At 65.9% G+C, this 14,326-nt stretch carries 11 protein-coding genes, 1 tRNA gene and 1 pseudogene; 5 read left to right on the top strand and 8 right to left on the bottom strand.

Annotated elements, in window-relative coordinates:
* Positions 1-50 precede the first annotated feature (50 nt).
* Positions 51-127 (top strand) — tRNA-Met (locus ACMUOO_RS13760).
* Here ACMUOO_RS13760 and ACMUOO_RS13755 read toward each other — a convergent pair.
* The 5 genes from ACMUOO_RS13755 to ACMUOO_RS13735 all read right to left on the bottom strand — a co-directional run bounded on the left by ACMUOO_RS13755 (position 84) and on the right by ACMUOO_RS13735 (position 7,594).
* Positions 84-1,796, bottom strand: coding sequence for a recombinase family protein (locus ACMUOO_RS13755; RefSeq protein WP_413855556.1), 1,713 nt, complete (start codon positions 1,794-1,796; stop codon positions 84-86). The two genes, ACMUOO_RS13760 and ACMUOO_RS13755, sit on opposite strands and share 44 nt — an antisense overlap.
* 468 nt (positions 1,797-2,264) lie before the next feature.
* Positions 2,265-2,609: a hypothetical protein gene (locus ACMUOO_RS13750; protein ID WP_413855554.1), complete on the bottom strand. Its 345-nt coding sequence runs from the start codon at positions 2,607-2,609 to the stop codon at positions 2,265-2,267.
* 836 nt (positions 2,610-3,445) lie between these two features.
* On the bottom strand, positions 3,446-5,872 hold the full coding sequence (locus ACMUOO_RS13745; RefSeq protein ID WP_413855552.1) for an AAA family ATPase: 2,427 nt from the start codon (positions 5,870-5,872) through the stop codon (positions 3,446-3,448).
* Between the two features lie 96 nt (positions 5,873-5,968).
* Complete coding sequence (locus ACMUOO_RS13740; RefSeq protein ID WP_413855550.1) at positions 5,969-6,532, bottom strand: hypothetical protein; 564 nt, start codon at positions 6,530-6,532, stop codon at positions 5,969-5,971.
* A gap of 78 nt (positions 6,533-6,610) precedes the next feature.
* Entirely contained in the window at positions 6,611-7,594 is a 984-nt protein-coding gene (locus tag ACMUOO_RS13735) for a hypothetical protein (protein WP_413855548.1), read from the bottom strand.
* A 105-nt stretch (positions 7,595-7,699) separates the two neighbouring features.
* Here ACMUOO_RS13735 and ACMUOO_RS13730 point away from each other — a divergent pair, with 105 nt between their 5' ends.
* On the top strand, positions 7,700-7,882 hold the full coding sequence (locus ACMUOO_RS13730; RefSeq protein ID WP_413855546.1) for a ribbon-helix-helix protein, CopG family: 183 nt from the start codon (positions 7,700-7,702) through the stop codon (positions 7,880-7,882).
* A gap of 419 nt (positions 7,883-8,301) precedes the next feature.
* Here the strand turns inward: ACMUOO_RS13730 and ACMUOO_RS13725 are convergent, their stop codons facing one another.
* A complete protein-coding gene (locus ACMUOO_RS13725; protein ID WP_413855544.1) occupies positions 8,302-8,985 on the bottom strand; it encodes a hypothetical protein in 684 nt (227 codons plus the stop codon).
* A 55-nt stretch (positions 8,986-9,040) separates the two neighbouring features.
* Positions 9,041-9,958 (bottom strand): WYL domain-containing protein, encoded by a 918-nt coding sequence (locus ACMUOO_RS13720; RefSeq protein ID WP_413855542.1) that lies wholly within the window; start codon positions 9,956-9,958, stop codon positions 9,041-9,043.
* A 141-nt stretch (positions 9,959-10,099) separates the two neighbouring features.
* Here ACMUOO_RS13720 and ACMUOO_RS13715 point away from each other — a divergent pair, with 141 nt between their 5' ends.
* The 3 genes from ACMUOO_RS13715 to ACMUOO_RS13705 are packed head-to-tail and all read left to right on the top strand — an operon-like array spanning position 10,100 to position 14,129.
* On the top strand, positions 10,100-11,248 hold the full coding sequence (locus ACMUOO_RS13715) for a patatin-like phospholipase family protein (protein ID WP_413855540.1): 1,149 nt from the start codon (positions 10,100-10,102) through the stop codon (positions 11,246-11,248).
* A gap of 3 nt (positions 11,249-11,251) precedes the next feature.
* Positions 11,252-12,298 (top strand): cyclic GMP-AMP synthase DncV-like nucleotidyltransferase, encoded by a 1,047-nt coding sequence (locus ACMUOO_RS13710; RefSeq protein ID WP_413855538.1) that lies wholly within the window; start codon positions 11,252-11,254, stop codon positions 12,296-12,298.
* Complete coding sequence (locus ACMUOO_RS13705; protein WP_413855536.1) at positions 12,291-14,129, top strand: ThiF family adenylyltransferase; 1,839 nt, start codon at positions 12,291-12,293, stop codon at positions 14,127-14,129. Before ACMUOO_RS13710 ends, ACMUOO_RS13705 begins: the two co-directional genes overlap by 8 nt.
* A 95-nt stretch (positions 14,130-14,224) precedes the next feature.
* Here the strand turns inward: ACMUOO_RS13705 and ACMUOO_RS13700 are convergent.
* A pseudogene (locus ACMUOO_RS13700) lies at positions 14,225-14,326 on the bottom strand (IS5/IS1182 family transposase); the annotation flags it as partial.

Raw genomic sequence — 14,326 nt, 5'->3', positions numbered from 1 at the left:
GATCGCTAATACGCCCTCGGGGCTCGCGTGCCAAAAACAGGCACAACCGTCGCGGGGTGGAGCAGCCCGGTAGCTCGTCAGGCTCATAACCTGAAGGCCGCAGGTTCAAATCCTGCCCCCGCAACCATAGTCACTTGCCTCACGCCCGCCGCACTCCGGCGGGCGTTGGCATTCGTGGCTACCTCATTGCCGCACAATGACAAAATCGCCCCCAGTTCACCGCGCAGTTCGATCACATGCCCGTTCGGGGCGTCCGGGTCGGGCGTCAGCGTCACGCTCTCGATCAGACCGCGCAGCAGGTCGGCCGCTTCCGGCCGGGCCTCCGGGTCGTTCAGGGCTTCAGCAAGGTCCGCGACTTTGCGGGCGTAGGTCTCGGCGAGGCCGGGGTGGATGGCCACCGGTTCCGGTTCGGGCAGGACGGCGAGCTTCGCCTCCAGCTCCGCCCGTTCCGCTTCCAGCGCGTCCATCTTCGCCTTCATGCTCGGGTGAAACATCCCCTCGGTGATCGCGGTGACGATGTTCTCGATGTCGCGCAGCACCTTCGCGAGGCGCCGCTCCTGCTCGCCCCGGGCCGCCAGGCTCTCCAGTCGCTCCTTCTGCATCTCCTGCTGCCAGGTCGTGATGTACTCCCGGATCAGCTCCGGATGCATCAGCCGGGTCTGGAGGCCGTTCAGGACGCGGGTCTCCACGTCCTTGCGCGCCATCGTCTTCCTGTTCTCGCAAGTCCCCCGGTTCCGGGCCGCCGCGCAGCCATAGCGACTGTCGCTGATCATGATATAGCCCGCCCCGCAGCAGCCGCAGGTCAGGAGGCCCGACAGCAGGTAGCGCGGGCGGTGGCCGCGTTCGATCTTCGGCGCGCCGGGGTCTTCTGCCCGCTCGGTCAGGATATCGTCCCGGATCGCGCCTTGGCGCTGTTTGACCCGCGTCCACAAGGCATCGTCGATGATCCGCAGGTGCGGGACATCTTCGGTGATCCACTCCGTCTCGGGGTTCATCCGGGCCTGCCGTTTGCCGCTGTCCGGGTTTTTGATGAAATGCTGCCGGTTCCAGACCAGGCGACCTCGGTACAGGTCATTGTTGAGAATCCCCGTCCCGCGCTGCCAGTTCCCCGAGATCGTCGAGAAGCTCCACGTCCCGGACCCCTTGCCGCCCGAGCGGGGCGGGGCGATGCCATCCCGGTTCAGCCCGATCGCGATCGACCGCGCGCTCAGCCCCCGGTCATACTCCGTGAAAATCCGCCGAATTATGGCCGCTTCGGCCTCGTCGATGACGCGGTCCCCGGTCGTATGCGTTCCATCCGGCAGGGGCTGGCGGTCCAGACGATAGCCGTAGCTGATCCCCCCGGCCGACTTCCCCTGCTTGACCCGGCCTTCCAGGCCGCGATGGGTCTTCTCCGCGAGATGCCGCAGGAAAATGGCGGACATCGTTCCGCCCAGCCCAACATGCATCTCGCTGATCGGGCCCTCCCCCTTGGTAAAGATCTCCACGCCCAAAAACCGCATGCGCTTGTGCAGCCCCGCGATGTGTTCCTGATCCCGGCTCAGGCGGTCCAGCGCTTCGGCCACCAGCACGTCGAACCGGCCCGTCATCGCCGCCTGCTGCATCGCCTGAAATCCGGTGCGCAAATGCGTCGCCCCACTGATCGCCTCGTCCGCGAAGACCTCCACCACCTGCCAGCCCCGCTCCTCCGCAAGCCGGCGGCAAATCCGGACCTGGTCGGTGATCGAGGCCGACGACTGCATGTCCGACGAATAGCGCGCGTAGATCGCCGCCCGCAGGCCCGTCTTCTCTCTCATCACCGCGTCCCTCTCTCTTCCGACCGCGCCCGCCGCGCATCCACCCGCGCCAGCAGCCGCACCAACTCAACCAGCGCCGGGTGCGGCGGGGGCAGCGGCGCTCCCGGTCCCGGTGCTTCATGCACAGGCCCGGGCTCAGGCGTCGTCGCCTCAGCCCCGGGGGCCGTCGTCTTCGGGGCAGGGCGCTGCGCGCGTCCTGCCTGAACTTCCGTCTCTCCCGTCCGGGCCAAGCCCGGCTCATGCTGCGTCCGCGCAGCTCCTTTCCGTGTCATCCATCGTTGTCCTGCCTTTCCGGCCCCCGGTTCTGCGAAGCGTTCAAGAACAAGCGTGAATGGAGCTTCTGCCCCCTCGGGCCACCCGGCCCGCATCACAAGAATAGTCTACGTCCCCTGCCGGCGTCCCGGCCGAAACAGGTTGGCCACCTCGAAAGATGTGGACAACCGCCTGCTGTCGCCCGCCCGGACCCGTTCACACGGGACCGAAGAGATCCAGCTGCCGCGCATCGCACGGCATCGTCTTCCGCTTCCTACGCGGCCGGGGCGGGATGGAACCGCGACCGCCGATCTTTCCGTGTCCGGCCTGAGCGCGCCCGATATCATCGGGCACGCGCCCCTCGCACAGGCGCTTCGCGAACCGCTTCAAGATGTCTTCCGCCCAAGACGGCACCCAAACCGAAACCCTACACATACCCGCCGCCTTCTTGCGTTCCGCCGAGGCTGCGCTGTACTGGCGATGTTTGGCCTTGTAGGTCGCAAGGCTTTGCTTCGTTTTGCCCCCGTTCGCCTTCGAAATCGTCGTAATGTCTTTGGCCATGATGGCCTCCGCTAAGGTGAAACCCCGAGCGTTCTGCTGCTGAGGACGCCTTCTGCGCCTGACGGGAAATGTAGGGCAAGATAGGGCCTGGCGGTATGCCGTCGCAGCCCGCGCCCTGCGAAACATGTGGATACGCCCCCAAACCTGATGGACGCCACAGTAAACCGGTCGCACCGCCTCGGCGCTCAGGTCGGCGCTCAGGTCGGCGCTCAGGTCGGCGCTCAGGTCAGCACTGCCCTCAGCGCTCACCCGCAATGCGGGGGCGTCGGACGGCGGGCATCCAGCGGAACGATGCTTCACCACCTCGTCATCCGGTTCCGATGCCGATGATCCCTGATCAACATTTGTTCCTCTCGTCCTGCATCCGCCTGCACCGTCGATGCCGTCGGTGGGCCTGGGGCGCTGTGTTTGGGTTCTTGGGGGTGGTTGGAGGGGTTGGCTCCGGACTGGTTCCTCGATCTCGGCTCATTTGGGCCGAAGACACGATGAGAAGAAGAGCGTCCCTTCGGGCGCGGTTGGGGCGTGCAGCATCAGGTCGTTCTGCACCGGTTACCGCACAGACCTGAGGGGGCGCGGCGCAAGGGGCGACCGGAGCAGTTCGCGGCAACCGCCGGGAACCCGCGGCCCCAGGCCCGTAATCCGCGTCCGGCGATACGCCAGATGCCGATGCTGTTGGCGGCGTTGGCCGGTCAGGTCCGGCCGCGGTAGCCGCGTCTGGACGAAAGATGTCTGAGGCATGAGCGCACTCCTTATATACAGGGGCGGCAGGAAGATGACTGAGGCTGCGGTCGGCGCGCCCGGTCCTCCCGGACCGGACGCTCCCTTGGCTGCGCGGATCAGGCGGCGAAGCGCCGACTGAGGTCGGGGCTTGCATCGATGTTATCGGCCCGGTCCGGCGAAGGGAGAGGGTCGAGCGGAGCGCGCCCCGCCCGATGGGCTGGTTGACTTATTCCGGTCTTGCCGATCCGGTGCTCGACCGGCCCGGCGCCCAAGTGGGGCTGTACGGGAGGCATCGCCATCGCAGCCTCAGGCGTCACACGGGCGAGGAGCGCGTCCAGCTCGGGCCCGGTCAGCATCCCGCACCGAGACAGCGCGCCCGCCATCTCCTCCAGCAGCGGGCGATGCTCCGCCACGATGCGCAGGGCCCTCGCCTCGGCCCGGCGCAGGTGGATCTCGACCCGGGCACGCAGATCGACGTCGAGGGCGAGCCGGTCCAACACCGACTGCGGGCTGCCCTCCCAGACCAGACTGTCGCCGAGGCCGAGCGACGCTTCGATGGCGACGGCGAGCAGGGTTGCGCCCCCGAGGTCCGAGCTTGCATCGCCCCCCGCGCCGCCGGAGGGCTCTCCGAAGACATCGATCTCCGCGGCGCGCCCGCCGAGGTCGAGAGCCAGCGCCGCCTCCATCTCGGACCGGCGCTGGCCGATCATTAACCGCTTCGCGTGTGTCGACCCGCCATCCCCTTGCAGGGCCAGCAGCTTGGGCCGCGCCACGCCGGTGGCGGCTGCGACGACAGCGTGGCCGGCCTCATGCACGGCCACCTGCCAACGCAAGGCGTCCGGCATCGGCGGGCGGATCTCGGCCAATGCGGCGGTGAGGTCGTCAACGTGGAGCGCGCGGCGCGCCCGCCGAGCCTTGGCCCGGGCAGCGCGGACGAGGCCGGCGACGTCCGCCCCGCTCATCCCCACCGCCTGCGCCGCGACGCCGCTCAGATCCGAATCGACAAGGGCCGGCCAGGCCTGCCACCTGATCGCAGCCGGAAGGAGGTCGGGCGTGGGATGGCCGATCTGCAGAATCCGATCGAAGCGGCCCGGGCGTTTCAGGGCTGGGTCGATCCGATCAAGGTTATTGGTTGCGGCCATGGCCACAACGCCTTCCTGACCGGAAAAACCATCCAGACACTCCAGCAGAGCCCCCACAACGTAATCGACCCAAGTCGCGTTATGATCCCGCCGGGTACGATCCCCGAATCCATCCAGTTCGTCGATGAAAATGACGCACGGTCCCTCAGCGGAGGCCTTTGCGAAATCGCCCTTCATCGCGCGGATGAGATCGGAGGACCGTTCCCCGCGCGCCTGCCAGGTGGCGACGGACCCGGCGATCACCCCGATGCCCGCCTCCCGCGCAACAAGACGCGCGATCTCGGTCTTGCCGGTGCCGGGAGGTCCAGCGAGCAAAAGTCCCCGGCTCACGTCGCGCCACGGAATCTCGCCTGCTTTCCACGCGCGCAGGTCGTCGATCATCTGCTCGAGCGGTCCCCGCACACTCTGCGGCAGCGGGAAGTCCGCGAGCCCCGGGCCTTCCGCCCGTGGCGGGGCCAGCCGGGTGGCCATCGCGGTGACGGCCTGCGCCGGGTCGGGCCAGCGCATCGCGACGAGGAGGTCGTCCGGCCCGAGGCCACGGAGGGCCGCGTCCAGGGGCAGCGCGGCGAGGCTGTCCTCCGTAATCTCGGCGCCGGGATAGGCATCGGCGAGGATCTCGAGCACGACCTCACGGTCAAGGGGCGCCAGCGGGTTCAGGACCGGGTCCAGCGCCTGCACCGCCGTGGGGATCATGCCGGCGGCGGCGATGAGGATCGTCGGGCGGCGGGCTTCCAGCGCGGCACGCAGACCGGAAGCGAGCTGGGCGAGGGGATCCCCGCGCCGGTCCTGGCTGGTCTTGATCGCGCCCTCCACGGCCATGATCCGCGGATCGGGCAGATGCCCGGGCCAGAACTCCTTGCGCTTGAGAACATGCTCCAGAAGGGAGAACATCGTCTCGTCCAGCGCGGGCGTGCCCGTAACAAGGGCGCTCACGCGACCTGGCTCGGCCAGCGCCGCCTGCATCGCCGCGACCGTGCCGAAGGTCCGGGCGAAGCGATATACGGCCATCGCCGCGGCGGGGCGCAGCCGATAGGCGGGGGCAGGGCCGGACGTCGGGCTGGACGCCGTGGCCTCCGTGTTGGTCAGGGGCAGGCCCGCGCCCTCCGTCTCGACCCAGTCGAGAATGTCGTCCAGGCTCCATTCGGCCGCCGTTCCGGCCCCGTCCGCAGTCTTGGCGGCCGTCGTCCCCGTGGTGCTGTCCATGTCGTCGGACCCGGCGGCCTCGACGGTTGCCGTCTCGGTAAAGGTCTGCGCCTCGGTCACCCTGGCAGGCGCGGCGGGGACCGCCATGGCCGCCCAGGACACGGGCGGCGCGAGCAGGCTCGCCCGGAGCGCGGCGGCAAAGGCGCGCCAGTCGGGCGCGGGCGTCGAGGTCTGGGTGGGAAGGATGGGCTGTGTCATGAGAAGCCTCCGGAAAAGAAAAAGGGGGAACGGTCCGCCGGAAGGGCGGGCCGAAGCGTGGGGCTGGTGGGGAAGCGAAGAGGGCGCCGGGCTCGTTCAGGCAGCGAGGGCGAGGTCTGCGTCCCAGCCGCCCGGTATGGCATCCGTGTGGCCCAGCCGCGCGAGTGCCTCATCAAGGCTATGGCGCGGGTTCCGCCGCAACTCCGGGATCTCGCTGGCGTGGACGACCTGCCGAAGTTGCCAATCCGCTGAGAAGCGGACCACCCCCTCGGTCAGGACGACCATGGCGAGAATGTCGAAGTCGTGCGGCTGATAGGGGCCACGCCCCGTGCAGCCGCGCTCGGAGCGCTGGCGCAAGGTAAAGATGTAATCTCCACGCTCGGTCTGGGCGTGGCGGGTCTTGACCTGAATACGCAGGGACGCGCCGCTCGGCAGAATGAGGACCCGGTCATGCCGTTCGTGCTCGTCGGCCGGGTATACCCGCTCGCCCAGACGCGTGAGCACGCTGTCGACCATGAGCTCGGCTGCGCGCCCCAGTGCCTTCGCGTGGCGGCAGAGGTCTTCCACCGGGGTGTCGGGGTAGGTCGCCAGAGCCTCACGGGCATCGCGGTTCTCCGGCGGGCGGCTCGGCATGGTCATGCCGGGAAGAAAGAGCTGCATCGGTCAACTCCGTCGCGCTTGAAGGGAACGGCGAGGGGGCCGGGCCCCCTCGGAATGGCGTGTGTGGGTCCGGCCCGATCAGGCCGCCAGCATGGGCCAGCTGGCGCCATCATCGTCGGGGCCGGGTCCGCCGAAGTCCTGAAGCGCCATCATTTGCTCGATGAGCTGGAAGTACCGGACCTGCATCTCACGCGTCCGGCGCGCGACCGCATGGGGGCCAGGCACCATGAAACCCGGCTGATAGGCCATGATCGTGTCGAAAAAGAACGCGCGATCCGCGTCATCGTTCTTGGCCATCAGGGTGAAGAGGGCATACCCGAGCTCCCAGAGGGCCCCGTCTTCCGGGCGAACCAGATCGGCGACCATCACATCGTGAAGCGCGCCGTGCAGCGCCTTCAGGGTAGCCTCAGCCTGCTCCATCGCGCGGGCGAAGGGCTCCGCCCGGACATCTCCCGCCAACGGGCGCTGAAGCGGCTGTTCCGCACGGATGTAGCGCTCCATCGCCCCCAGGAGCCCAGTGAAGTTGCGCGACATCGCGGTGTGCGCCACGTTCGTCCCCTCTGACAGTCTCGCCATCAGGCCGCGATCGGCCGCCGCGGTGCCGGTTCCGGGCAGCGCGATGTAGGACGCGAGCGCGGAGAAGGCCCGCTCCATCACGCTGTTGTAGCGATCATGGCCGGGCCGGAAGACCGGGAAGAGCACGGTCTCGTTGCGCATCGAGAGCAGATTCCGGATGATCGCCACCTCAGAAAACGTGTCCGCCGTCAGGACGGTCCGGACCATCCGCGCCACGGTCTGCATCCCATGAGCCATCTCGTCCTCGGTCTCGCCGGCCACGATCACCGCGCAGTGGGTGAGCGTCTGGGCCCGGGCCGTGTCCACCGCGCCGGTGAAGGCCGAGAGGGCCGGGTCCTGGCCCTGATAGCCCCCAAGGTCGCGCTCGGCGTCGGTCAACTCGACCAGCGACCCGACCAGGGCCGTGAAACGCGCGAACATCGCGCGCAGGCCACCCGTCCGGGGTTCAGTGAACGAGGGAACAGTGGTATTCGAGTTCTTAGCCATCAGTGCCTCCATGCAGGGTCTGGCGGTTAGGGAGAGCGCGAGGGTGGAGCCTTGCGTCTCTCCCGATTATATGGAACCATTAAATCATAAAATCAAGTGTGAAACGTGACCGACACTGAGAAAAAATCGAACCGCGGTCGGCCATCGACAGACACGGAGCCGGTCAACCTGCGGCTTCCGCGAACGATGATCCAAGAACTGGACCGGCGCCGGAAAATGGAAGCCGATCTGCCGAGCAGGCCGGAGATGATCCGAAGACTGCTTCAAGACCTCTTGCGCGGAAGCTGACCATCCCCTTGCACCCTGCTCTGCCAACGCTTCTCAGGTCAAACGCGAATGCGTCTAATGAGATCGTGGCGTCCGCCGGGGCCGGCGTGTTCAGCTCGTTGGCGATCGAGGTGTCCGCGATCAAATGGCGTCTAGGAAAAAGGGCGTCGTCATAGTCCAGCCGAACTCGGCCGGGGTCCAGCAATTGGAGTGCGGTGAGCTCACCATCGTCTGCCGATGGACAGAGAGAGCAGGAAGCTGACCTTCGTCGCGGGCCGAACCATGAGGCAGATCAACTGAAACCAAGATCTCGGTCGCAGGGGAAAGCGTTCTCCTCTCGGCTGATCCTCGTCATGAGCGACGACCAGCTCACCTTCATCTTTCGGTGGACCACCAGACGTTGATCATACGCCAAGATGTGTGGCACACAGGCCGGTCGTTTAGCTTCGGTAGCTCACCTGGCTGTCGTTCTCTTTGCGCAGCGTCTGAAGGGCGACCTTGTTGGCTGTCGTAACAAACCGTTTTATGAACGCCGCTCGATCGACGCCGTCCAGCCACCGATCGCCGACCAGGTCTTTGGCTAGAAAATCCCGGAGCACCTCCTGCACGGCGGCCCTGTCCCGCCCGGTCCGGCGGTTGAGGAGAAGGTCGCGAGCCGAAGCCGATGCTACGGTGTCCGCTAGTCGTGCCGGGGCAAAGACTGGCTGACGCGCTTCGACGCTTCTCGCAATCAAGATCGTGCGAATACACCACAGTGCCCGTTTCAGGAGCAGCTCCGAGTTGAGTTCCGCACCGAACCTAGCAAGAAACCACGCGAAATCGGTCGCACGCGCGATGTCTGGCGCATAGCTTGCCCGATATTGGAAGGCTTGCCGCAACCTCTCCAGATAGCCGTCCGGATCTATGAGGGGCTTTGCTTCCTGGACGAGGTGGCAAACGAAGAGGTCGCCGTCGCGGGCGTCTTGCTCGAGCTGTGCCCAAGGGTAGAGAAACAGCGATAGATGACCGACCGTGACGTGGCGGATCTCCTCGTCCAGGCCGATCAGAAGGAGATCGGTATCGGATCCATCAGTTTGATCGGCTCGCGCGAGGCTGCCGAAGAGCAAGGTGGCGGCTACGGGCATACGCGCCTTTCCCAATCGAGCGATCGAGCCGCTGACCCAAGCTGTCGGATGCTCGTCACGTCGTGCCGCCGGCGGCGGCGCGTGCGAGGGCCTCAACCGACATCTGGCGTGACAAGGCTCGAGCTTGGATCACCTCCTCACGGTTGTGTAGCACGATCTGCTGTTTCTCGGGTTTCAGGACGCCGGGTTCCACGTCCAAGTTGTATTCGCTCATCAAATAGAAGCTGAGGCTGAGGCGGCAGGGGCGTAAAAGCCTACCGTCCGTCATGCCATGTTCGGCTGCGACGGCGATCTGGCGCTCGGCCGTCAGTTCAGGATTGGGGCGGATATCGAGATTGATCTTGTGGACCCACTCGAAGTCTAAGCTCGGGTCTACGGTCGCGGGCCGGTGGGCGCTGACAGTCGCGATCCGATTGAGGTTGTAGTCCCGAAAATCGTTATGGTCGCGGGACCAGGATCGGATGTACCAGCGGCCGGCACTATGGGAGAGGGCATGCGGCGCGATTGTCCGTGCTGGCTGCGTCGATCCGGTCAGCGAGGCGTAAACGATATCGATTTCCTGACGTCTGCCGATCGCATCGAGGACTCGGAGCAGAACCTCGGGGTCGGTCGGGCGCCTTCCTAGCGTGATGACTTCGACGGGCGGAACGGTGTTAAACCAAGTGTCTTCCGGCCGCATCCATCGGTTCTCGATGGCTACAAGCTGCAGCAGATAGCGCTCGATGCTCTCGCCGATCAGGACCGGTTCGAAAGCCGCTGTGCGGACGTAGGCCTTCTCCGCGCGATCGTAGCGAAGGTTGGCGGGGGCGATCTTTTCATACTGGGCGATGTCGGCTGACGCCTGCTGCGCCGAGATCGCGAAGGTGGCCGACAGGTCGCTTCGGTTGAACCGCCCGTCCCAAAAAAGGCGGAAGTCGATAAACTCCAGCCGTCGGCGCACGCCCCAGCGCAGTTGCCCGCCATCTTCTCCCATACCATCCACCCTCAAGAAAAGGCGACGCTCTCGAGCAAATCACATCTAGCTACTTGACGCAAGGCCGGAGCTTCCCCATATGATGTAGACGGGACCGGGTGTGGACGCAACCGGCTTTAATTCGGGGGCGGCAGCACACGAATGGCAGTAGAGCAGAAGGATCAGGGTGTTAAGCGGCCCTATAGGGTGCTCAGCCTCGATGGCGGCGGGATGCGCGGCATCTATACGGCGGCGTTTCTGGCGCGCCTGACTGACCAGTTCGCCCGTATTCGCGGCGAACCGGCGCTCGACTTGGGACGCGGCTTCGACCTCATCACCGGGACGAGCACCGGTGCGATCGTCGGCTGTGCCTTGGCGGTCGGTCGCCCGATGACCGAAGTCGTATCGCTTTATCGAGTGCACGGACCCAAAATCTTCCCGCACCGGATCGCGGGAATGCGGAGCGCGATCTACCGCGCAAGTCAGGGCAGCCGATTCGTTCGCGAGGGCGACAAGGCGTTGCGCGAGGCCCTATACGGCGTCCTTGACAACGTGACGATGCTGGACGTGTTCGAAGGGCGCGGCATCTCGCTTTCAATTCCGACCGTGCTGATGAGCGAACACCGCGCCTGGGTGTTCAAGAAGACGCCGAAGAGCGGTGTGCGTGACGATCGCTATCCACTGGTCGATGTTTGCATGGCGACCAGTGCAGCGCCGATCTACCGTTCCTTGGCGGCAATCGACGACCCGAACGCGCCCGGCGGACCCAAGCAGGTGTTCGCCGATGGCGGGCTTTGGGCTAACAATCCGATTATGGTCGGGCTGATCGACGCGCTGACTGTCGCGCCGCCCGATCAACCGATCGAGATCTATTCACTCGGGACCTGTCCGCGTCCCGAAGGCGACCACCTCGATGCCGATAACGCGCATCGCTCAATGCTGGACTGGAGGCTTGGCGCTGATGTCGCGCCGCTCAGCATCTCCGCGCAGGAGTTCGCCTTCGACCATATGGCGCGGCTACTGACCAACGTCATCAGCGACTGCGGCCGCGCGATACGGCGTGTGCGATTCCCCAACAAGCCCGTGCCGGCCAGCATGATGCCGTATCTGGCACTCGACGACACCCGGACCGAAGCGATGGATCGGTTGGTCGGTCAGGCTCACACCGACGCCGATCTGACCAAGAGCGCGTGCGACGACATTAACAGCGAGGACGGACGGATGATCCGCCGCCTCATGCAAGACCTGCCGGCGATGCCGGCGACCGGCGCTGTCTGGCGCTCAGGCTCCAACGAGGATCGGAAAGGCTAGGCGATGTTCGACTGCTCCAAAGACCTGCGTGCGTATCACGACCAAGAGGTAACCCTGCCCAAAAGCGAGCAGGACGCCATGCGCGACCGCCGCAACACCAACCGGACGCGCCTGCGCAATGGTCTAGACAAGGCGAGCAAGCCCGAGCCGATCAAGTTTGTCAAGCAGGGCAGCTACGCAATGAAGACGATGTGCCGGGATCCGGACAACGATTACGACATCGACGACGGCGTCTACTTCGAGAAGGCCGATCTAGTCGGGGAGCGCGGCGCTGAGATGACCTCGCTCCAAGCGCGCTGGATGGTGCGTGACGCGATCGACGACGGCAAATTCAAGCAGGCTCCCGCGGTCCGGTCGAACTGCGTACGTGTCCTCTACGAGAAGGGCTATCATGTCGACCTGCCGGTCTATCGCAGGGTCGTCACCGACACCGGGTTCGGCGAAGAGGTCCATTACGAGCTGGCGGCGAGTAGCGGATGGAAGCGGTCGGACGCGTGCGACGTTTCTGACTGGTACGAGGATCAGCGGGCGGCATCGGCCGATGGCATCCAGCTGCGCCGCATCAACCGTGACCTAAAGAAGTACGCCCGCAGCCGCCACAGTTGGCGCGGCTCGATCCTCAGCGGCTTTGGCATCTCGGTGCTGACAACCGAGAAGTTCAGCGCCAACGACCGCGAGGATCGCGCTCTTTACGACACTATGGTCGCTATCCGCGACCGTCTGAACTGGAACCTGCAGGTGGCCCATCCGGTGACGCCAGGCGACACCATCACCAGCGGACCTGACGATGCGAAGGCGCGTTGCTTCCGCGAGAAACTGACCGAGGCGATCGACACGCTCTCGCCGCTCTTCGACGCTGATTGCACGCGCGAGAAGGCGCTTAAATGCTGGGATAAGGTCTTCGCGACGACCTTCTTCAGCGAGCGGCTGGAGTCGGAGCAGCGGGCGTCTGTGGCTGTCCCCGCGATCATCGGGTCGGCCGCCCTGTTGAGCGCGACATCGGCGGCGGCGAGCGCGGTCAGCACGGTCGGCGGCGGCCGTCATGCCTAAAGATCTGCTCCCGCTCCGCTGGCGACAGGCGGCGCTTCTCCTCGAAGTGACCCTACGCGAGCGGGTGGGAGCGGCGTTTGAACGCCTCGATCGCGGTACGATAGCCAGAGACTATCCGGCGCGCGACTGGATCGTCGGCGCATGGCGGATGAGCGTCGCTTTTTCCGACGGGGTCACGCGTCGGATCGATGTTCTAGCCGGTGCTCAATTCCCGACGACGCCAGTCAGGACGGCTCTGGTCGACCATCCTGAAGCGATGACTTGGCCACATGTCGAGAGCGATGGCGTCCTGTGCCTTTGGCCGAACGCGACAGAGTGGGATCCTGACGATCCGGCCGAGGTGGCGATGGACCTGTTACACCGCTCGGTACGCCTGATTGAGGAGCTGCTGGAGGGCTGCATCATCGAACGCGACTTCCGCGAGGAGTTCGTCACTTATTGGGGCTACCGCGCGCACGCTCGGGGCGAACGTCTGCTCAGCTTGGTCAGTCCTCGGTCGCCGTCCCGCCCGGTGCGGGTTTGGCGAGGCAAGAGTCTAGAGGTCGTCGGCGAGGACCACGACTCCCTTGAGGATTGGGTGCGTCGTCGCTTCGGCGGTAAAACGTCTGTGAAGACCGAGGCGGCCGCCTTTCTGTGGCTCGACGAGCCATTGCTGCCTGGGGATTACCCCGAGACAGCCGCCGATATGTACAGCCTGGCCGAGCGGACCGGCGATGACGCGAAGTTGGCGCTCGAAGAGGCGGCGAAGGCGGAGCCGGACGAGGTCTTGGTGCTGTTGGGCGCGGTCGGACGGGGCGGTCCGGCCGCGATCGGGGTGAAGGTTCCGAACCCCAAGCGGTGTAAAGGCCGCCCCCGCGCGCCGGACGAGCCCTTGTCGAAAGGTTTTCGGCCTCGCAATACCCCTGGGCCCGTCCTACTTGGGAGGTTCTTTGGGGCGGCGCCGGTTGTGCGAACCCTGGTGCAGCGCGCGGACGCGGACTGGGTCCATGGGCGCGGCCAAGATCCAAGGACCGGGCGTCTGCTCGGTACCACGGCGGTGCTGGTCGGCTGCGGGTCGGTCGGCGCGCCCGTGGCTTGCGCGCTGGCGCAGGCCGGCGTCGGCCGCCTCGTCCTGGTCGATCCCGAGGAATTAAGTTGGCCGAACGTCGGACGTCATCCGCTCGGCGCGACCGCTGTTGGGCGCAACAAGGCCGAGGCCTTGTTCAAGCGGCTTCAGGCCGACTATCCGCATCTCCGGGTCGAGCATCGCCCCGTCGGCCTTCATCAACTGATCGCGCATGAGGGCGATCTGCTTTCCGCCGCAGATCTGATCGTCTCCGCGACCGGAAATTGGGTCGCCGAGAGCGCACTCAATCGTTGGCATCTCGGCCAAGCGCGCGCGATGCCCATCGTCTATGGGTGGACGGAGGCCCACGCCTGCGCCGGCCATGCGGTCGCGGTCGGCAAGACCGATGGCTGCCTGCAATGCCATATAGGACGCACCGGTGCGCCGGATCTGACGGTCGTCGAGTGGCCAGCCGGCGCCGATCCCACTTTGGAAGAGCCGGCATGCGGCGCGCACTATCAGCCTTTTGGACCGGTCGAACTCGCCTTCGTCACCGCGATGATCTCGGAGGTGGCGCTCGACTGCCTGATGAATCCGCCGGAGGCCTCCTTCAGTCGGGTCGTCGTCGCTGCACCGCGTCGCTTTGAGGCGCTCGGTGGGCAGATGTCACCCGCCTGGCGGTCTGAGTTTGGGGAAGGCAACGGCGGTCTTCGCACCGTTAATCGTCCCTGGTCCGCAGCAGCCTGTACAGCCTGCGGTCCCGATCGGCTGGATGAAGCGGTTTGAGCGCGTACGACGCTAGACGCAGATAATCGTGCGCCGGATAGAGTGTGGGGAAGTCGATGCCGATTGGGCCGCTAGGGTCAGGACTCGTTCTCGGATCATAGCCAGAACATGACGGTTGCGGCGAGTGCGACGGCGGAGAGGAAGACTTTTGGGCATCTATCGTAGCGGGTCGCGACCCTGCGCCAGTCCTTCAGACG

It is taken from the genome of Albidovulum sp. (assembly GCF_041919395.1).
Lineage (GTDB): Bacteria > Pseudomonadota > Alphaproteobacteria > Rhodobacterales > Rhodobacteraceae > Albidovulum.
This window is presented reverse-complemented; position numbering and strand designations above follow the sequence as displayed.